Below are 16661 nucleotides of genomic sequence, written 5' to 3' on the forward strand. Positions count from 1 at the left end.
CAGGCTCAGCCAGCGTGGGTCAGGCGCAGCCAGCGTCGGGTCAGGCGCGGGCGGCGCGCAGGTACTTGTCGTAGCCCTCGGCCTCGAGCTGGGCGGCGAGCTCCGGGCCGCCCTGCTCCACGAAGTGGCCGTCGATGAACACGTGCACGTGATCGGGCTTGATGTAGTTGAGGATGCGCGTGTAGTGGGTGATCAGCAGCACGCCGCGATCGCCCTGTCCGGCGTACCGGTTCACGCCCTCAGAGGCGATCCGCAGCGCATCGATGTCGAGACCGGAGTCGGTCTCGTCGAGAACGGCGAACTTCGGGTTCAGCAGCTCCAACTGGGCGATCTCGTGACGCTTCTTCTCACCACCGGAGAACCCCTCGTTGACCGAGCGCTGGGCGAAACTCTTGTCCAGGTTGACCCGATCGAGCACGCCGTTGACGTCCTTGACGAACTGACGCAACTTCGGCGCCTCACCGTCGATGGCGGTCTTGGCGGTGCGCAGGAAGTTCGACACCGACACCCCGGGCACCTCGACCGGGTACTGCATGGCCAGGAACAACCCGGCCCGCGCCCGCTCGTCGACCGACAGCGCCAGCAGGTCCTCCCCGTCCAGGGTGACCGTGCCGGAGGTGACCTGATACTTCGGGTGGCCGGCGATGGCATACGCCAGGGTGGACTTGCCCGAACCGTTCGGGCCCATGATCGCGTGCACCTCACCGGAGTTCACCGTGAGATCGACCCCCTTGAGGATCTCCTTGGCACCGCTCTCGGTGTCGACGCTGACGTGCAGGTCCTTGATCTCGAGCTTCGACATTTCAGGCTTCCTCACCTTCGGTGGCGGATTCGTTGGTCAGTGTGGGCGAGCCGACGGTGCTGGCCAGCTCTGCCTCGATGGCGGTGAGCAGGTGCTGCTCCACCTCCGGTACGCCGATCCGGCGGATGATGTCGGCGAAGAAGCCGTGCACCACCAGGCGACGCGCCTCGACCTCGTCGATCCCGCGGCTGCGCAGATAGAACAGCTGCTGGTCATCGAACCGGCCGGTGGTGGAGGCGTGGCCCGCCCCCTCGATCTCGCCGGTCTCGATCTCCAGGTTGGGCACCGAGTCGGCCTTGCACCCGTCGGTCAGCAGCAGGTTCTTGTTGGACTCATAGGTTTCGATCCCCTCGGCCATCTTGCGGATCAGCACATCGCCGACCCACACGCTGTGCGCCCGCTTTCCCTGCAGGGCGCCGCGATAGTCGACGTTGGAGCGGGTACGCGGGGCGTTGTGGTCAACCAGCAGCCGGTGCTCGATGTGCTGGCCGGCATCCACGAAATAGAGCCCGTACTGGTCCGCCGACCCGCCGGGGCCGGCGTATTCCACGGTCTCGGCGAGCCGGACCAGGTCGCCGCCGAGGGACACCGCGACGCTGCGCAGCTGGGCGTCCCGGCCCACGGTGAAGGAGGTCTGGCCGGTGTGCACGGCGTCATCGGCCCAGTCGGCGATCTGGACGAAGGTGACGTCGGCGCCGTCGCCCACCAGCACCTGGGTCAGCGCGCTGTAGGTGGCCGAGCCGCGGTGGCGTACCGCGATGGTGGCGCGCGCGTGGTGGCCGACGGTGACCACCACATGCCCGTGCACCACGTCCTCGGCCGAGCCGCCGGTCAGGTCGATCACCACCGGTTCGGTGAGCTCGACGTTGGCCGGGATGTCGACCCGAGTGGCGCCGCCGGCGTACTCGGCGGCCAGCGCGGCGAGCCGGTTGCTCGGGGCGCGCCCGCCGAGCGCCCGCGCGTCGGCACTGCTGATCGCCTCGATCGTCACCTGGGCGGGGGTTGCGGTCTGCCAGTCGAGTCGCGCACCGGTACCGGTGGCCTCCATCAGCCCGCGCAGCCGACGCAGCGGGGTGAACCGCCAGATCTCCTCGCGGCCCTGGGGGACGGGGTGGTCGGCCAGGTCATAGGAGGGTCGCGCGTGCAGGTGCGAGGCGACCTTCGACTCGACCGCCCCCTGCACGTTCGGGGTGTGCTTGGTGTCCACTGACAACGTCGCGGTTCTCTTTCTGGGTTGGAATTGGCTTCGACAGGCTCAGCCGGCGTTGGGCTTCGACAGGCTCAGCCGGCGTCAGCCGACCGCGCCCTCCATCTGCAGCTCGATCAGCCGGTTGAGCTCCAGGGCATATTCCATCGGCAGCTCCTTGGCGATCGGCTCGATGAAGCCGCGCACGATCATCGCCATCGCCTCGTCCTCCTCGATGCCGCGCGACATCAGATAGAACAGCTGATCGTCCGACACCTTGGAGACCGTCGCCTCGTGCGCCATCGACACCTCGTCCTCGCGGACGTCCACATAGGGGTAGGTGTCGGAGCGGGAGATCTGGTCCACCAGCAGCGCGTCGCATTTCACGGTGGAGGCCGAGTGGTGCGCGCCGGGCTGCACCTGGACCAGGCCGCGATAGGAGGAGCGACCGCCGGCCCGGGCGACCGACTTGGAGACGATCGAGCTCGACGTGTTCGGCGCCATGTGCACCATCTTCGAGCCGGCGTCCTGGTGCTGCCCCTCGCCGGCGAACGCGATCGACAGGGTCTCACCGCGGGCGTGCTCACCCATCAGATAGACGGCCGGATATTTCATCGTCACCTTGGAGCCGAGGTTGCCGTCGATCCACTCCATGGTCGCGCCCTCGGCGCAGGTGGCCCGCTTGGTGACCAGGTTGTACACGTTGGTGGACCAGTTCTGGATGGTGGTGTAGCGGCAGCGGGCGCCCTTCTTCACGATGATCTCCACCACCGCGGAGTGCAGCGAGTCCGACTTGTAGATCGGTGCGGTGCAGCCCTCGACGTAGTGCACGTAGGCGTCCTCGTCGACGATGATCAGCGTCCGCTCGAACTGGCCCATGTTCTCGGTGTTGATCCGGAAGTAGGCCTGCAGCGGGATCTCCACGTGCACACCCTTCGGCACATAGATGAACGAGCCGCCGGACCACACCGCGGTGTTCAGTGCGGAGAACTTGTTGTCACCGGCCGGGATCACGCTGGCGAAGTGCTCGCGGAACAGCTCCGGGTGCTCCTTCAGCGCGGTGTCGGTGTCGAGGAAGATGACGCCCTGGCGCTCGAGCTCCTCGTTGATCTTGTGATAGACGACCTCGGACTCATACTGGGCCGCGACGCCGGCGACCAGCCGCGCCTTCTCCGCCTCGGGGATGCCCAGCTTGTCGTAGGTGTTCTTGATGTCGGCGGGCAGGTCGTCCCACGTCTGCGCCTGCTTCTCGGTGGAGCGGACGAAGTACTTGATGTTGTCGAAGTCGATGTCGCCGAGGTCGGCACCCCAGGTCGGCATCGGCTTCTTGTCGAACAGCCGCAGGCCCTTCAGCCGCAGCTCGGTCATCCACTCCGGCTCGTCCTTCAGCCGGGAGATGTCACGCACCACCGCCTCGTCCACGCCGCGGCGGGCGGAGGCCCCCGCGACATCGGGGTCGTGCCAGCCGTATTCGTAGCTGCCGAGCGCCTCCAGGGTGTCGTCCTGGGTCATGATCCGCTGTTCCAGGTCAGTCATGTCGATTCTCCCTCGCTCGTGGATCTGGCAGGTGCTTCTTCGGCGACGACCCGGCGGCCGTCGAGATGTGGGTGGTGCAGACCCCGTCGCCCTGGGCGATCGTGGCCAAGCGCTGCACGGGTACGCCGAGCAGCTCCCCGAACAGCTTCGTCTCCGCCTCGCACAGCTGCGGGAATTCGGCGGCCACGTGGGCGACCGGGCAGTGGTGCTGGCAGAGCTGCTCCCCGGCCCGGGCCGGGCGTGCCGAGGCGACGTAACCGTCGGCGGACAGGGCGCGGGCCATCGCGTCCACCGGGCTGGCCGTGGGGTCGCAGTCCCGGATCTCGTGGTAGTGCCGCTCCACCTGGGCGATCCGCACCCGGGCGAGCTGATCCAGCGCGTCCGGACCGGCGGCCCGGACCAGTTGGGTCAGCGCGACCCGGGCCAGCTCGTCGTACGCCTGGTGGAACCCCTGCCGACCGGCGTCGGTGAGCGCGAACACCTTGGCCGGACGCCCGCGGCCCCGCGCGCCGTAGACCCGCTGCTCGCGGGCGACCAGGTCGCCGCGGTCGATCAGCACCTGCAGGTGCCGGCGGATGGCGGCGGGGGTGAGCTCGAGCCGCTCGGCGAGCTCGGCCGCCGTGGACGGCCCGTGCTGCATGATCGAGTGCTGCACCCGCTGCCGGGTGGAGGCGTCGTGATCCGCGCCCTCCACCTCGGACGGGTGGGTGACACCCGGAGCCTCGGCGAGGGTCACGGGGTCGTCCCGGTCCACTCGCATATTTTTCACAACGCCATTCTTGCGTTATTTCTTCCCGACACAAGCAAGGGTCACCTAACTCCCCCGCCCCGGGGCTCCGTGACCCCTGACCTGCAGTCTCCTGGATCGGCTCGACCGAAACCCAGTCCCACTGGGTTTGATCATGAACGGTTTCGGAGACTGCAGGTCAGAGCTCACGGCTCCAACCGCGCAGGGGGACGTGAACGCCCCGCCGTGCCGCACACCACAGCCTCGGCGGGCACCGATCCCGATCCGCCGCCGTAGACTGTCGGGGTGCCAGCCGCCCTCGAGATCGCCGACGTGCGGCTCGCCCGTGGCGGAAACCGGATCCTGGACGGGCTCTCGCTGACCGCCCCCGAGGGGCAGATCACCGCCCTGCTCGGCCCGAACGGGGCCGGCAAGACCAGCACCATCCGCTGCTGCACCACCCTGCTCACCCCCGACTCCGGGACCGTCCAGCTGTTCGGCCAGCGACCCGATCAGGCGGTGGCCGCCGGGCTGGTCGGCGTGATGCCCCAGTCGGTCGGAGCCTGGTCGGGGATCCGGCCGCTGGAGCTGCTGTCCTATCTGGCCGGGCTCGCCGCGCACCCGCTGCCGGTGGGCGCGTTGGCCACCGAGCTCGGCATCGACCGCTTCTCCGGTACGCCCTATCGCCGGCTCTCCGGGGGGCAGCAGCAACTGGTCAACCTGGCCGGCGCGCTGATCGGCCGGCCGGCGCTGGTGCTGCTCGACGAGCCCACCGCCGGGCTCGACCCGCACGTCCGTCGTCAGGTGTGGTCGCTGCTGGAGCGGCTCAGGTCGGCCGGGGTGTCGATGCTGCTCACCACCCACGCGATGGACGAGGCGCAGGCGCTGGCCGATGGCGTACACATCATCGATGCCGGCCGCGTGGTGCTCAGCGGGCCGGTCGCCGAACTGACCGCCGAGCGATCCCTGGAAGACGTGTTCCTCACCGCCACGAGACCGGAGGGGCGATGACCACCCTCGATCTCTCCCCCGCCCCCGGGGCCGCACCGGCCGGCCGCCGGATCTGGCGGCACGGGCTGACCGAGGCCCGGCTGCTGGCCCGCAACGGCGAGCAACTGCTGCTGACGTTGGTGATTCCGGTCGGCGCCCTGATCCTCGGCCGGCTGTTCGGGGTCCGGTTCGGCCTCGGCACCGAACTGCTCGTGCCGTCGGTGCTGGCGATGGCCGTGTGGTCCTCGGCGTTCACCTCGCTGGCGATCAGCACCGGCTTCGAGCGCCGCTACGGGGTGCTCGAGCGACTCGCCGCCACCCCGCTGACCCGCACGGGCCTGCTGCTGGGCAAAGCGATCGGGCTGCTGGTGACGCTGCTCGGACAGCTGCTGGTGCTGACGCTGGTCGCGCTGCTGCTGGGCTGGCGGCTGGTGCTGGGCCCGGCGCCGGTGCTGGTCGGGGTGCTGGCGGTGCTGCTCGGCACGATCGCCTTCGCCGCCCTCGGACTGCTGCTGGCCGGGACCCTGCGCGCCGAGCTCACCCTCGGTCTGGCCAACCTGATCCATCTGGTGCTGCTGGGGGCCGGCGGCATCCTGGTGCCGCTGGCGAGCTATCCCGAACCGGTCCGTGCCGTGGTCGCGCTGCTGCCGACGGCTGCGCTCGGCGAGGCCCTGCGCGGGGCCGGTACCGGGCAGACCCACTGGTGGACGCTGCCGGCGCTGCTGGTCTGGGCCGTGGCCACGATTGTGTTGACGAGAAAGGTGTTCCGATGGATGTCGTGACCGAGGAGCCGGTGGGCGTCGACTCGGGTTGGAAGACCCTGCGGGCCTGGTCGCTCGGTTCGCTGATCGGCAACATGGGCCTGATCCTGACCGGGGCGCTGGTCCGGCTGACCAAGTCGGGGCTGGGCTGCCCGACCTGGCCCAAGTGCACCAACGAGTCGCTGATCCCGCAAGGGATGGGGCTGCACGGCGCGATCGAGTTCGGCAACCGGCTGCTCACCTTCGTGCTGGTGGCGCTGGCGATCGGCACCTTCTATGCCGCGCTGCGGGTACGCGACCGGGGCGCCCCGCGGCGCGACCTGCGCCGGCTGGCGTTCTGGTCCGCGCTCGGCATCCCGGCCCAGGCGATCATCGGCGGGATCACCGTGCTGACGAAGCTGAACCCCTACGTGGTGGCCTCGCACCTGCTGGTGTCGGTGGCGCTGATCGTGGTGCTGGTGCTGCTGGTACGCCGGGCGTACCGGGTCCCGCCCGACCCGACCGACGCGCGCGGCCAGGCGCTGGCCCGGGTCACCTTCTGGTTGGTGATGCTGTCGGTGGTGCTGGGCACCCTGGTCACCGGCTCGGCCCCGCACAGCGGTGACGCCGACGCCGCGCGCACCGGGTTCACCCTGGAGATCGTCGCCAAGGCGCATGCCTGGAGCGTGTGGGCGGTGATCATCGCGATGGTCGCCTGCTGGCTGGTCACGCGCTCGCGCAGCCTGCTCTGGCTGGGGGTGGCCGTGCTGTTCCAGGGTCTGGTCGGCTATCTGCAGTATTTCAACGGGCTGCCGATCTGGATCGTCGCCCTGCACATGGTCGGCGTGGCCGTGGTCACCGCCCTCGCCGCGAACGTCCTCTGGGGCGTACGCCGGGTCACGACGCGCTGAGGAAACCCTGGGACTGCAGCCAGTCCCAGGCGACGTCGACCGCGTCCTCGCCGTCGACGTCGATCCGGGCGTTCAGATCCAACAGGGTCTGGTTGTCCAGCTTGGCCTGGACCGGGGCGAGCAGCTGTTCCAGCTGCGGCGCCTTTTCGTTGAGCTCGGTGGTGATCACCGGGGCGACGTTGTAGTTGGGAAAGTACTTCTTGTCGTCCTCGAGCACGGTCAGGTTGAGCGCCTTGATCCGACCGTCGGTGGTGAACACCTCACCGAAGTTGCACAGTCCCTGCGCGGTCGCCTCGTAGATGGCGCCGGTGTCCAGGGTCTTGATGTTCTGCGGCGGCAGGTCGGGCAGGCCGTAGGTTTTCAACCAGGGCTGGAATCCGTCGTTTCGGTTGGCGAACTCGGATTCGAGGCAGAAGGTGAGCTGGTCGACCGGCACCTTCTGCAGCTCCGACATGGTGCGGATGTTGAGCTTCTGCTTCGTCTTGTCGGTCATCGCGAACGAGTAGGTGTTGTTCATCGGGGCCGGCTTGAGCCAGACCAGACCGTTCTTCGCGTCGGCGTCCTTGACCGCCTGCCACTGACCCTGCTCATCGGGGATCGCCTTTTCCTGCTTGAGATAGGAGACCCAGGCGGTGCCGGTGTATTCCCACTGGAAGTTGGTCTGCTTCTGCAGCATCGCCTGACGGGCGCTCTGCGAACCCGGGATATTGGTCAGGTCCTGCACGTTGGCGCCGGCGGACTGGAACAGGATCACCGCCATCTTGCCCAGCAGCAGCTGCTCGGAGAAGTTCTTCGAACCCACCTTGATGCTCACCCCGTCCAGGCGCGGGGCACCGGCCAACGCGCCAGCGAGCTTGCCGGTCGGTGCGAAGCCTCCGGCGGTGCCGAGTCCGCAGCCGGCCAGCAGCACGGTGAGCAGCAGCAGCGGGGTGAACAGTCGGATCGCGCGGCTGTACATCACAGTCCCTTCGGCTTGACGAGCATCTCGAGTACCCGCCCGATCCAGTCGACGATCAGGGCGAGCAGGGCGACCAGCAGGGCGCCGCTGACCAGCACCTTGAACCGGAACAGGGTGATCCCGGTCTGGATCAGCGCGCCGAGGCCGCCGGCGTTGATGAAGGTGGCGAAGGTGGCGGTGCCGACGACCAGCACCAGGGCGGTGCGTACGCCGGCCATGATCACCGGGATCGCCATCGGCAGTTCGAGCCGCAACAGCACGGCCAGTGCCGACATGCCCATCCCCCGACCGGCCTCGACCAGGCTCGGGTCCACCGCCTGCAGGCCGGTGATGGTGTTGCGCAGCACCGGCAGGAAGGCATACAACGACAGCGCCAGCACCGCGGTGCCGAGCCCAAAGCCGATCCAGATCGCCAGCAGCACCAGCAGGCCGATGGCCGGGGCGGCCTGTCCGGCGTTGGCGACCGCCTCCACCACGGGGGCGATCCGGCGTACGCCCGGGCGGGTCAGCGCGATCCCGATCGGGATCGCGGTGCACACCACCACCAACGTGCAGATCACGGTGATCACGATGTGCTCGCGGGTCAGCTGGCCGATCGTGGCCCAGGCCAGCTGACGCGACTCGATCGAGTCCAGCTCGGCGGTGGAACGCCAGATCAGCCAGCCGCCGAAGACCACCAGCACCATGATCGGCAGGCCGACCAACAGGCCGATCTGCTCTCTGGTGAGCCGATCCCGCATCACCGTTCCCCCGCCTCGACCGGCTGCTTGGGGTCCTGTCGCTGACGCTCGGCCGCGGCCTGGTCGATCTCGCGGATCCGTTCGGTGATCGCACGGAAGGAGACCACGCCCTGATATTCGTCGCGGACACCGGTGACAACGGCGCCGCCGTGGCCGGAAGCGAGCATCGTGTCCAGGGCGTCGGCGAGCGTGGAACGGTGGTCCACGGTGCTGAAGGCGGGGTGCTGGTGACCCTCGATGAGCTCGCCGCGGAGATTGCGCGTCCACACCCAGCCCTTGGGACGGTTGCGCTCGTCGAGCACGATCACCGCCTCGTCACCGTTGCGTTCGGCCGTCTTGATGGCGTCCTTCACCCGGCTGCCGACGCGCGCGGTGGTCGGGTGGCTGAGTTCGATCTCCGAGACGCGCTGCAGGCTGAGCTGCTTGAGCGTGGACCCGCTGCCGACGAAATCGGCCACGTAGTCGTCGGCCGGCGCACCCAGCAGCACCTCCGGCGTGTCGTACTGGGCGATGTGCGCGCCCTCGCGCAGCAGCAGGATCCGATCGCCCAGCTTGACCGCCTCGTCGATGTCGTGGGTGACGCAGACGATCGTCTTGCGCAGTTCTTCCTGGATGCTCATCAGCTCGTCCTGCAACCGGGCCCGGGTGATCGGGTCCACCGCACCGAACGGCTCGTCCATCAGCACCACCGGCGGGTCGGCGGCCAGCCCACGGGCCACTCCGACGCGCTGCTGCTGACCGCCGGAGAGTTCCCGGGGGAAGCGGTCGCGATAGCGCGCCGGGTCCAGGCCCACCATGTCCAGGAGTTCATCGACCCGGTTCCGGGTGCGTTGCTTGTCCCACTTGAGCAGGCCCGGCACCATGCCCACGTTCTGCGCCACGGTGAGGTGCGGGAACAGGCTGCCGCCCTGGATCACATAGCCGATATTGCGGCGCAGCTCGTCGGGGTCGCTGTCGTTGATGTCCTTGCCGTTGATCCGGATGGTGCCCGAGGAGGGTTCGATCAGCCGGTTGATCATCTTGAGCGAGGTGGTCTTGCCGCAGCCGGAGGGGCCGATGAACATCACGATCTCCCCGGCCGGGATGGTCAGCGACAGCGAGTCGACCGCCGGTTTGGCCTGGCCGGCGTACTTCTTGGTGACGTCGATCAGCTCGATCTCGACACCGGACTGGTTGTCGCTCATGCGCGGATTCCCTTCGAGGTGGTGAAACGACCGATCAGCAGCAGCCCCCAGTCGAGGATGACGGCGAGGATGACCACACCGACGGTGCCGACCAGCGCATAACTGAGCGCGTTCTTGCCGCCGATCTGGGTCAGTCCGGTGAAGATGTAGGTGCCCAGGCCGGGGCCGAGGGCGTACGCCGCGATCGCGGCCACCCCCATCGACATCTGGGTGGACACCCGCAGCCCGGCCATGATCACCGGCCAGGCCAGCGGCAGGCGTACCTTCCAGAAGGTGACCAGGGGGTTCATCCCCATCCCCTTGGCGGACTCCAGCAGGTTGCGGTCCACCCCGGCGAGGCCGACGATCGCGTTGCGCAGGATCGGCAGCACCCCATAGAACGCGACCGCGATCACCGCGGGGAGCGCACCGATGCCGACCAGCGGCAGCAGCAGGCCCAGCAGCGCGAAGGACGGGATGGTCAGGCCGACGGCGGAGATGCCGTTGGCCAGCGCCTCGAGGCGGGACCGCCCGACCACGAGGACGGCGAGGGCGATCGCGATGATGGTCGCCAGGATCATGGCCTGGACCACCAGGCTGACGTGCTGATAGGACCGGAAGGCGATGTCCGCCCACCGCTCAGCGATGAAATCGGCCACGGGGTTCGGCCTCTCTGTCGGCAGTAGCGTCCGACGCTAGCCAGTCACGGTGCCATGGACCACTTCGCTGACGACAACCCCGACTTCGTCACCAAATCGAGACCGTCCCGTTCCAGGGTGCGGCTCAGAACAGCAGTGGGTCGACGGCCGCGGCCAGGAAGATCAGCGCCAGATAGCTGTTCGACCAGTGGAACAGCCGCATCGGCTTCAGCTCGACGTCGTCGGCCCCGGCGTTGGCCCGGCGCAGCAGCTGCACGGACTCCCACAGGAACACGACACCGCCGACGGCGGCCACCGCCGGGTACAACCAGCCGGTCCCGGCGATCGGCCACAGCGCCAGCGAGGTGAGCACCATCAGCACCGAATAGACCAGGATCCGCTTCGCCACCCGCGGTGCCGACATCACCACCGGCAGCATCGGCACCTCCGCGGCGGCATAGTCCGCGCGATAGCGGAACGCCAGCGCCCAGGTGTGCGGCGGGGTCCAGAAGAACACGATCGCGAACAGCACGAAGGGGGCCAGGGCGACCGAGTTGGTCACCGCGGTCCAGCCGATCAGCGGCGGGAAGCAGCCGGCGATGCCGCCCCAGACGATGTTCTGCGACATCGTGCGCTTCAGCCACATCGTGTAGACGAGGACATAGAACGCGTTCGCCGCCAGCGCCAGGGCCGCCGACAGCCAGTTCACGAACAGTCCGAACAACAGCGTGGCGAGGACGCCGAGCACGATCCCGAAGACGGTCCCCTGGATCGGCTCGACCTGGTGCCGCGGCATCGGGCGGCGCCGGGTGCGGCGCATCTTCTCATCGATGTCGCGGTCGAGCACGCAGTTGAAGGTGTTCGCGCTGGCCGCGGCGAGCGCGCCGGCGACCAGGGTCCAGAACACCAGCACGAGATTGGGTACGCCGTGCGCGGCGAGGAACATCGCCGGGGCGGTGGTGACCAGCAACAACTCGACGACCCGTGGTTTGGTCAGCGCGACGTAGGCCTTGACGACATCGCGCCAGGTCTTGGCCGACACACCGGCCGTCGCCACCACGGGGTGGGCATCGGTGTGGGTCACAGAAATGTTCTCCAGCTCTCTTCGTGCGCGTCGTCGCCCGGTTCGCGGGTCCCCCGAAGTGTACGACCGAACTCGCGAGGGGCGAAAACCGAACCACCGGGAGGGGGCTGCCCCAGCGCTGGTCCCACGCAGTAGTGTCGGTCGTGACCATTCCGTGACCGTCACCGTGCCAAGATGGACGGCCGTTGGCCGAATGCCGCAGAACCTGTGAAAGGAACCCTCCGTGACGAATGCCTCCCACCACCCCGAAGGCTGGACCGAACTGGACTCCCGGGCCGTGGACACTGCGCGCGCGTTGGCCGCCGATGCGGTGCAGAAGGTGGGCAACGGGCACCCGGGGACGGCGATGAGCCTGGCCCCTGCGGCCTACCTGCTGTTCCAGAAGGTGATGCGGCACAACCCGGCCGATGTGCACTGGCCCGGCCGCGACCGGTTCGTGCTGTCCTGCGGGCACTCCTCGCTGACCCTCTATTGCCAGCTCTATCTGGGCGGCTTCGGGCTCGAGCTGGACGACCTGAAGTCGTTGCGCACGTGGGGTTCCAAGACCCCGGGCCACCCCGAGTACGGCCACACGCTCGGCGTCGAGACGACCACCGGTCCGCTCGGTCAGGGCGTCGCCAACGCGGTCGGGATGGCGATGGCGGCCCGCCGCGAGCGCGGCCTGTTCGATCCCGACGCGAAGCCGGGCGAGTCGGTGTTCGACCACCACATCTACTGCCTGGCCTCCGATGGTGACCTGCAGGAGGGCGTGTCGGCCGAGGCGTCCTCGCTGGCCGGCACCCAGCAGCTGGGCGCGCTGACGCTGATCTGGGACGACAACCGGATCTCGATCGAGGACGACACGAACATCGCGTTCTCCGAGGACGTCGCCGAGCGCTACCGGGCGTACGGCTGGCACGTGCAGACCGTCGAATGGGTACGCGACCGCGACGGCCAGGACACCCCCGACGGCGGTGGCAGCTATGTCGAGGACCTGGTCGCGCTGAAGCACGCGCTCGAGGCCGCCCGCAAGGTGACCGACAAGCCCTCGTTCATCCAGCTGCGCACCATCATCGGCTGGCCGGCGCCGAAGCTGCAGGGCACCGGCAAGGCGCACGGCGCCGCCCTCGGCGAGGAGGAGGTGGCCGCCACCAAGAAGATCCTCGGTCTCGACCCCGAGCAGGACTTCCAGGTCGCCGACGAGGTGATCGCGCACACCCGCAAGCTCGCCGAGCGCGGTGAGCAGGCCCAGGCCGAGTGGAACAAGCAGTTCGACGCCTGGAAGTCCGCCAACGCCGACAACGCGAAGCTGTTCGAGCGGCTGCAGGCGCGCGAGCTGCCCGAGGGCTGGGACGCCGACCTGCCGAGCTATGACGCCGACGAGAAGGGGGTCGCCACCCGCGCCGCCTCCGGTGAGTTTCTCAGCGCCGCCGCGCCGAAGCTGCCCGAGCTGTGGGGCGGCTCGGCCGACCTGGCCGGATCGAACAACACCACCCCCAAGGGTGAGCCGAGCTTCCTGCCCGCCGAGCGGCAGAGCAAGATGTTCTCCGGCTCCGAATATGGCCGGGTGCTGCACTTCGGCATCCGCGAGCACGCGATGGGCGCGATCATGAACGGCGTCGCCCAGCACGGCCCGACCCGCATCTATGGCGGCACGTTCATGGTGTTCTCCGACTACATGCGTCCTCCGGTACGCCTGGCCGCGCTGATGAAGCTGCCGGTCACCTACGTGTGGACCCACGACTCGATCGGCGTCGGCGAGGACGGCCCGACCCACCAGCCGGTGGAGCAGCTCACCGCGCTGCGCGCCATCCCCGGCCTGGACGTCATCCGCCCGGCCGACGGCAACGAGACGATCGCCTGCTGGAAGGCCGTGCTCGGCCACCTCGACCGGCCCTCGGCGCTGGCACTGACCCGCCAGAACGTGCCCACCTTCCCGCGCGGCACCGACGGCTTCGCCGACGGTTCCGAGGTCTCCCGCGGCGGCTATGTGCTGAAGGACTTCGGCGACGCGCAGACCCCCGAGGTGATCCTGATCGCCACCGGCTCCGAGGTGCAGTACGCCGTCGGTGCGGCCGAGCAGCTGGCCGGCGAGGGCGTGTCCGCCCGGGTCGTGTCGATGCCGTGCCGCGAGTGGTTCGACGAGCAGGACGACGCCTATCGCGAGTCGGTCATCCCGCTCGAGGTGCGGGCCCGGGTGTCGGTCGAGGCCGGTATCTCGATGAGCTGGCTCGACCTGATCGGTGACGCCGGTCGCGCCGTCAGCCTGGAGCACTTCGGCGCCTCGGCCGCCGGCACCCTGCTGTTCGAGAAGCTCGACTTCACCGCCGAGCACGTGGTCGCCGCGGCCAGGGAGAGCATCCAGGCCGCCAAGGACCCGCGCGCCGCGCTCCCCCGCCGGGCGCACGGACCGGTCGGCACCGCCGACGCGATGATCGCCCAGAAGCAGTGACCCGCACGTCCGAGAACCAAGGAGAAGACATGTCCGATCGACTGAAGAAGCTCTCCGACGCCGGCGTCTCGATCTGGCTGGACGACCTGTCCCGGCAGCGGATCAGCTCCGGTGACCTGGCCCGGCTGGTGGCCGAGTCCTCCGTCACGGGAGTGACCACCAACCCGACCATCTTCGCCGGTGCGCTGGCCGACGGGGAGTCCTATGAGTCCCAGGTGCGGATCCTGCGCGACCGCGGGGTGAGCGTCGAGGACGCGATCAAGCAGATCACCACCGACGACGTGCGCGCCGCCTGCGACGTGATGTCGGCGACCAACCGCGCCACCGACGGGGTCGACGGCCGGGTGTCGATCGAGGTCGAGCCCGGGCTGGCCCGCGACACCGCCGGCACCATCGCCCAGGCCCGTGAGCTGGCCGAGATGGTGGGCCGGGACAATGTGCTGATCAAGATCCCGGCCACCCTCGAGGGGCTGGAGGCGATCACCGAGGTGATCGGGCACGGGATCTCGGTCAACGTGACGCTGATCTTCTCCCTGGAGCGCTATCAGGGGGTGATGGACGCCTATCTGGCCGGGCTGGAGAAGGCCGCCGAACAGGGCCGTGACCTGTCCCGGCTGCACTCGGTGGCCTCCTTCTTCGTCTCCCGGGTCGACTCCGAGGTGGACAAGCGGCTGGACAAGCTGGGCGGGGAGCAGGCCAGCGGGCTGAAGGGGAAGGCGGCGGTCGCGAACGCCCGACTCGCGTACGAGTTGTACCAGCAGGTGTTCGAGTCCGGGGAGCGGTTCGCCGCGCTCAAGGCCAAGGGAGCCAACGCCCAGCGTCCGCTCTGGGCGTCCACCGGGGTCAAGGACCCGGCCTATCCCGACACCCTCTATGTCGCCGACCTGATCGTCCCCGGCACCGTGAACACCATGCCGGAGAAGACGATGGACGCGTTCGCCGACCACGGTGAGGTGGTGGCCGATGCGGTCACCCCACACCTGGACGACGCCCGCGCCACCATGAAGGCGCTGGAGGAGGCCGGGATCGACCTCGATGACGTGGTCAAGGTGCTGGAGGACGAGGGCGTCGAGAAGTTCGACAAGTCCTGGTCCGAGCTGGTGGAGACGGTCAAGACCGCCCTGCAGAAGCGCTGAGGCGTACGGCTGAGGCGTACCAAACCCTGACGAACAAGGAGTTGAGCGTGGCAGACGCGATCCGGCACAACCCGAAGGATCTCGCGGCGGCCCTGGGGCAGGTGAACCCGCTCCGCGACCCGCAGGACCGTCGGCTGCCGCAGATCGCCGGCCCCTGCGTCCTGGTCATCTTCGGTGTCACCGGCGACCTGTCCCGCAAGAAGCTGATGCCGGCCGTCTATGACCTCGCCAACCGGGGACTGCTGCCGCCCGGTTTCGGACTGGTCGGCTTCGCCCGGCGCGACTGGGCGGATCAGGACTTCGAGAAGATCGTGCACGACTCGGTACGCCAGCACGCGCGCACACCGTTTCGTGAAGAGGTGTGGAAGCAACTGGTCGAAGGGATCCGGTTCGTGCCGGGCGACCTGACCGACGACAACGCGTTCGCCTCCCTGAAGCAGACCATCACGGAGCTGGACCAGATCCGCGGCACCGGCGGCAACCACGCGTTCTATCTGTCGCTGCCACCGGGGCTGTTCGACACGGTGGTCGGCAAGCTGCGCAAGCACGGGCTGGCCGAGAGCCGCAACGGTTCCTGGAGCCGGGTGGTGATCGAGAAGCCGTTCGGGCACGACCTCGAGTCGGCGCGTGAGCTGGATCGGACCGTGTCCTCGGTGTTCCCGCCCCATTCGGTCTTCCGGATCGATCACTACCTGGGCAAGGAAACCGTGCAGAACATGCTGGCGCTGCGCTTCGCCAACCAGCTGTTCGAGCCGATCTGGAACAACAACTACATCGACCACGTGCAGATCACGATGGCCGAGGACATCGGGATCGGCGGCCGGGCTGGCTACTACGACGGCATCGGCGCGGCCCGCGACGTGATCCAGAACCACCTGCTGCAGCTGCTCGCGCTTACCGCGATGGAGGAGCCCAACTCGTTCGAGGCCAGCCAACTGCGCACCGAGAAGCAGAAGGTGCTGGCCGCGACCCGGCCGCCGCAGGACCTGGCCGCGCACACCGCGCGCGGCCGGTACGCCGCCGGCTGGCAAGGCGGTGAGAAGGTGCGCGGCTATGTCCAGGAGGAGGGCATCGACCGGTCCTCGACCACCGAGACGTTCGCCGCGATCCGGGTCGACATCGACAACCGTCGCTGGGCCGGAGTGCCGTTCTATCTGCGCACCGGCAAGCGGTTGGCGCGGCGGGTCACCGAGGTCGCGCTGGGGTTCAAGAAGGCCCCGCACCTGCCGTTCACCGACACCGACACCGAGGAACTCGGGCACAACGCGCTGGTGATGCGGATCCAGCCCGATGAGGGGATCACCCTGCAGTTCGGCGCCAAGGTGCCGGGCACCCAGATGGAGATCCGTCAGGTGAACATGGACTTCGCCTACGGCGGCTCGTTCACCGAGACCAGCCCTGAGGCGTACGAACGGTTGATCCTGGACGTGCTGCTGGGCGAACCACCGCTGTTCCCGCAGCGGGAGGAGGTCGAGCTGTCCTGGATGATCCTGGACCCGATTCTCGACCACTGGGCGAGCCTGGGTACGCCTCCGGAGGACTACCAGGCGGGTTCCTGGGGTCCCTCCAGCGCCCACGAGATGCTCGCCCGCGACGGCCGCGCCTGGCGCCGGCCCTGA

15 protein-coding genes are annotated in these 16661 nt (G+C 68.7%); 6 read left to right on the forward strand and 9 right to left on the reverse strand.

The annotated features are described in order from the left end of the window. Positions 1-40: 40 nt before the first annotated feature. From sufC to CGZ93_RS06665, 4 genes are all read right to left on the reverse strand, one after another. Entirely contained in the window at positions 41-802 is a 762-nt protein-coding gene (sufC, locus tag CGZ93_RS06650; protein WP_094363366.1) for a Fe-S cluster assembly ATPase SufC, read from the reverse strand. A gap of 1 nt (position 803) precedes the next feature. Then, entirely contained in the window at positions 804-2009 is a 1206-nt protein-coding gene (sufD, locus tag CGZ93_RS06655; protein WP_094363367.1) for a Fe-S cluster assembly protein SufD, read from the reverse strand. Between the two features lie 84 nt (positions 2010-2093). Continuing rightward, complete coding sequence (gene sufB, locus CGZ93_RS06660) at positions 2094-3524, reverse strand: Fe-S cluster assembly protein SufB (protein WP_094363368.1); 1431 nt, start codon at positions 3522-3524, stop codon at positions 2094-2096. Then, positions 3517-4293, reverse strand: coding sequence for a helix-turn-helix transcriptional regulator (locus CGZ93_RS06665; protein WP_407643929.1), 777 nt, complete (start codon positions 4291-4293; stop codon positions 3517-3519). Before CGZ93_RS06665 ends, sufB begins: the two co-directional genes overlap by 8 nt. 264 nt (positions 4294-4557) lie before the next feature. On the opposite strand from CGZ93_RS06665, the gene CGZ93_RS06670 reads away from it, so the two are divergent. Genes CGZ93_RS06670 through CGZ93_RS06680 form a run of 3 tightly spaced genes read left to right on the forward strand, consistent with a single transcriptional unit; the run spans position 4558 to position 6892 of the window. After that, positions 4558-5262, forward strand: a complete 705-nt coding sequence (locus tag CGZ93_RS06670) for an ABC transporter ATP-binding protein (RefSeq protein ID WP_229117252.1) — start codon at positions 4558-4560, stop codon at positions 5260-5262. After that, a complete protein-coding gene (locus CGZ93_RS06675; protein ID WP_094363369.1) occupies positions 5259-6023 on the forward strand; it encodes an ABC transporter permease in 765 nt (254 codons plus the stop codon). Before CGZ93_RS06670 ends, CGZ93_RS06675 begins: the two co-directional genes overlap by 4 nt. Then, positions 6011-6892: a COX15/CtaA family protein gene (locus tag CGZ93_RS06680; protein ID WP_094363370.1), complete on the forward strand. Its 882-nt coding sequence runs from the start codon at positions 6011-6013 to the stop codon at positions 6890-6892. Before CGZ93_RS06675 ends, CGZ93_RS06680 begins: the two co-directional genes overlap by 13 nt. On the opposite strand, the gene CGZ93_RS06685 is transcribed toward CGZ93_RS06680, so the two are convergent. The 5 genes from CGZ93_RS06685 to CGZ93_RS06705 form a co-directional block, all read right to left on the reverse strand. After that, positions 6879-7850 carry a glycine betaine ABC transporter substrate-binding protein gene (locus CGZ93_RS06685; RefSeq protein ID WP_094363371.1) on the reverse strand — a complete coding sequence of 324 codons (972 nt, stop codon included), beginning with the start codon at positions 7848-7850 and terminating at the stop codon, positions 6879-6881. The genes CGZ93_RS06680 and CGZ93_RS06685 overlap by 14 nt on opposite strands. Beyond that, the gene (locus CGZ93_RS06690; RefSeq protein WP_094363396.1) at positions 7850-8590 is read right to left on the reverse strand and encodes an ABC transporter permease; all 741 of its coding nucleotides are present in this window, start codon (positions 8588-8590) and stop codon (positions 7850-7852) included. The genes CGZ93_RS06685 and CGZ93_RS06690 overlap by 1 nt, the downstream gene beginning before the upstream one ends. After that, positions 8590-9774 carry an ABC transporter ATP-binding protein gene (locus tag CGZ93_RS19865; RefSeq protein WP_094363372.1) on the reverse strand — a complete coding sequence of 395 codons (1185 nt, stop codon included), beginning with the start codon at positions 9772-9774 and terminating at the stop codon, positions 8590-8592. The genes CGZ93_RS06690 and CGZ93_RS19865 overlap by 1 nt, the downstream gene beginning before the upstream one ends. Further along, the gene (locus CGZ93_RS06700; protein ID WP_094363373.1) at positions 9771-10412 is read right to left on the reverse strand and encodes an ABC transporter permease; all 642 of its coding nucleotides are present in this window, start codon (positions 10410-10412) and stop codon (positions 9771-9773) included. The genes CGZ93_RS19865 and CGZ93_RS06700 overlap by 4 nt, the downstream gene beginning before the upstream one ends. Positions 10413-10536: 124 nt before the next feature. Continuing rightward, complete coding sequence (locus CGZ93_RS06705; protein WP_407643930.1) at positions 10537-11475, reverse strand: heme o synthase; 939 nt, start codon at positions 11473-11475, stop codon at positions 10537-10539. Between the two features lie 223 nt (positions 11476-11698). Here CGZ93_RS06705 and tkt point away from each other — a divergent pair, with 223 nt between their 5' ends. From tkt to zwf, 3 genes are read left to right on the forward strand one after another with little or no spacing between them, the layout of a single operon-like run. Next, positions 11699-13906, forward strand: coding sequence for a transketolase (tkt, locus tag CGZ93_RS06710; protein WP_094363374.1), 2208 nt, complete (start codon positions 11699-11701; stop codon positions 13904-13906). A 29-nt stretch (positions 13907-13935) separates the two neighbouring features. Then, on the forward strand, positions 13936-15042 hold the full coding sequence (tal, locus tag CGZ93_RS06715; RefSeq protein WP_094363375.1) for a transaldolase: 1107 nt from the start codon (positions 13936-13938) through the stop codon (positions 15040-15042). A 47-nt stretch (positions 15043-15089) separates the two neighbouring features. Further along, on the forward strand, positions 15090-16661 hold the full coding sequence (gene zwf / locus CGZ93_RS06720; RefSeq protein WP_229117253.1) for a glucose-6-phosphate dehydrogenase: 1572 nt from the start codon (positions 15090-15092) through the stop codon (positions 16659-16661).

Source organism: Enemella dayhoffiae, assembly GCF_002250625.1.
GTDB lineage: Bacteria > Actinomycetota > Actinomycetes > Propionibacteriales > Propionibacteriaceae > Enemella > Enemella dayhoffiae.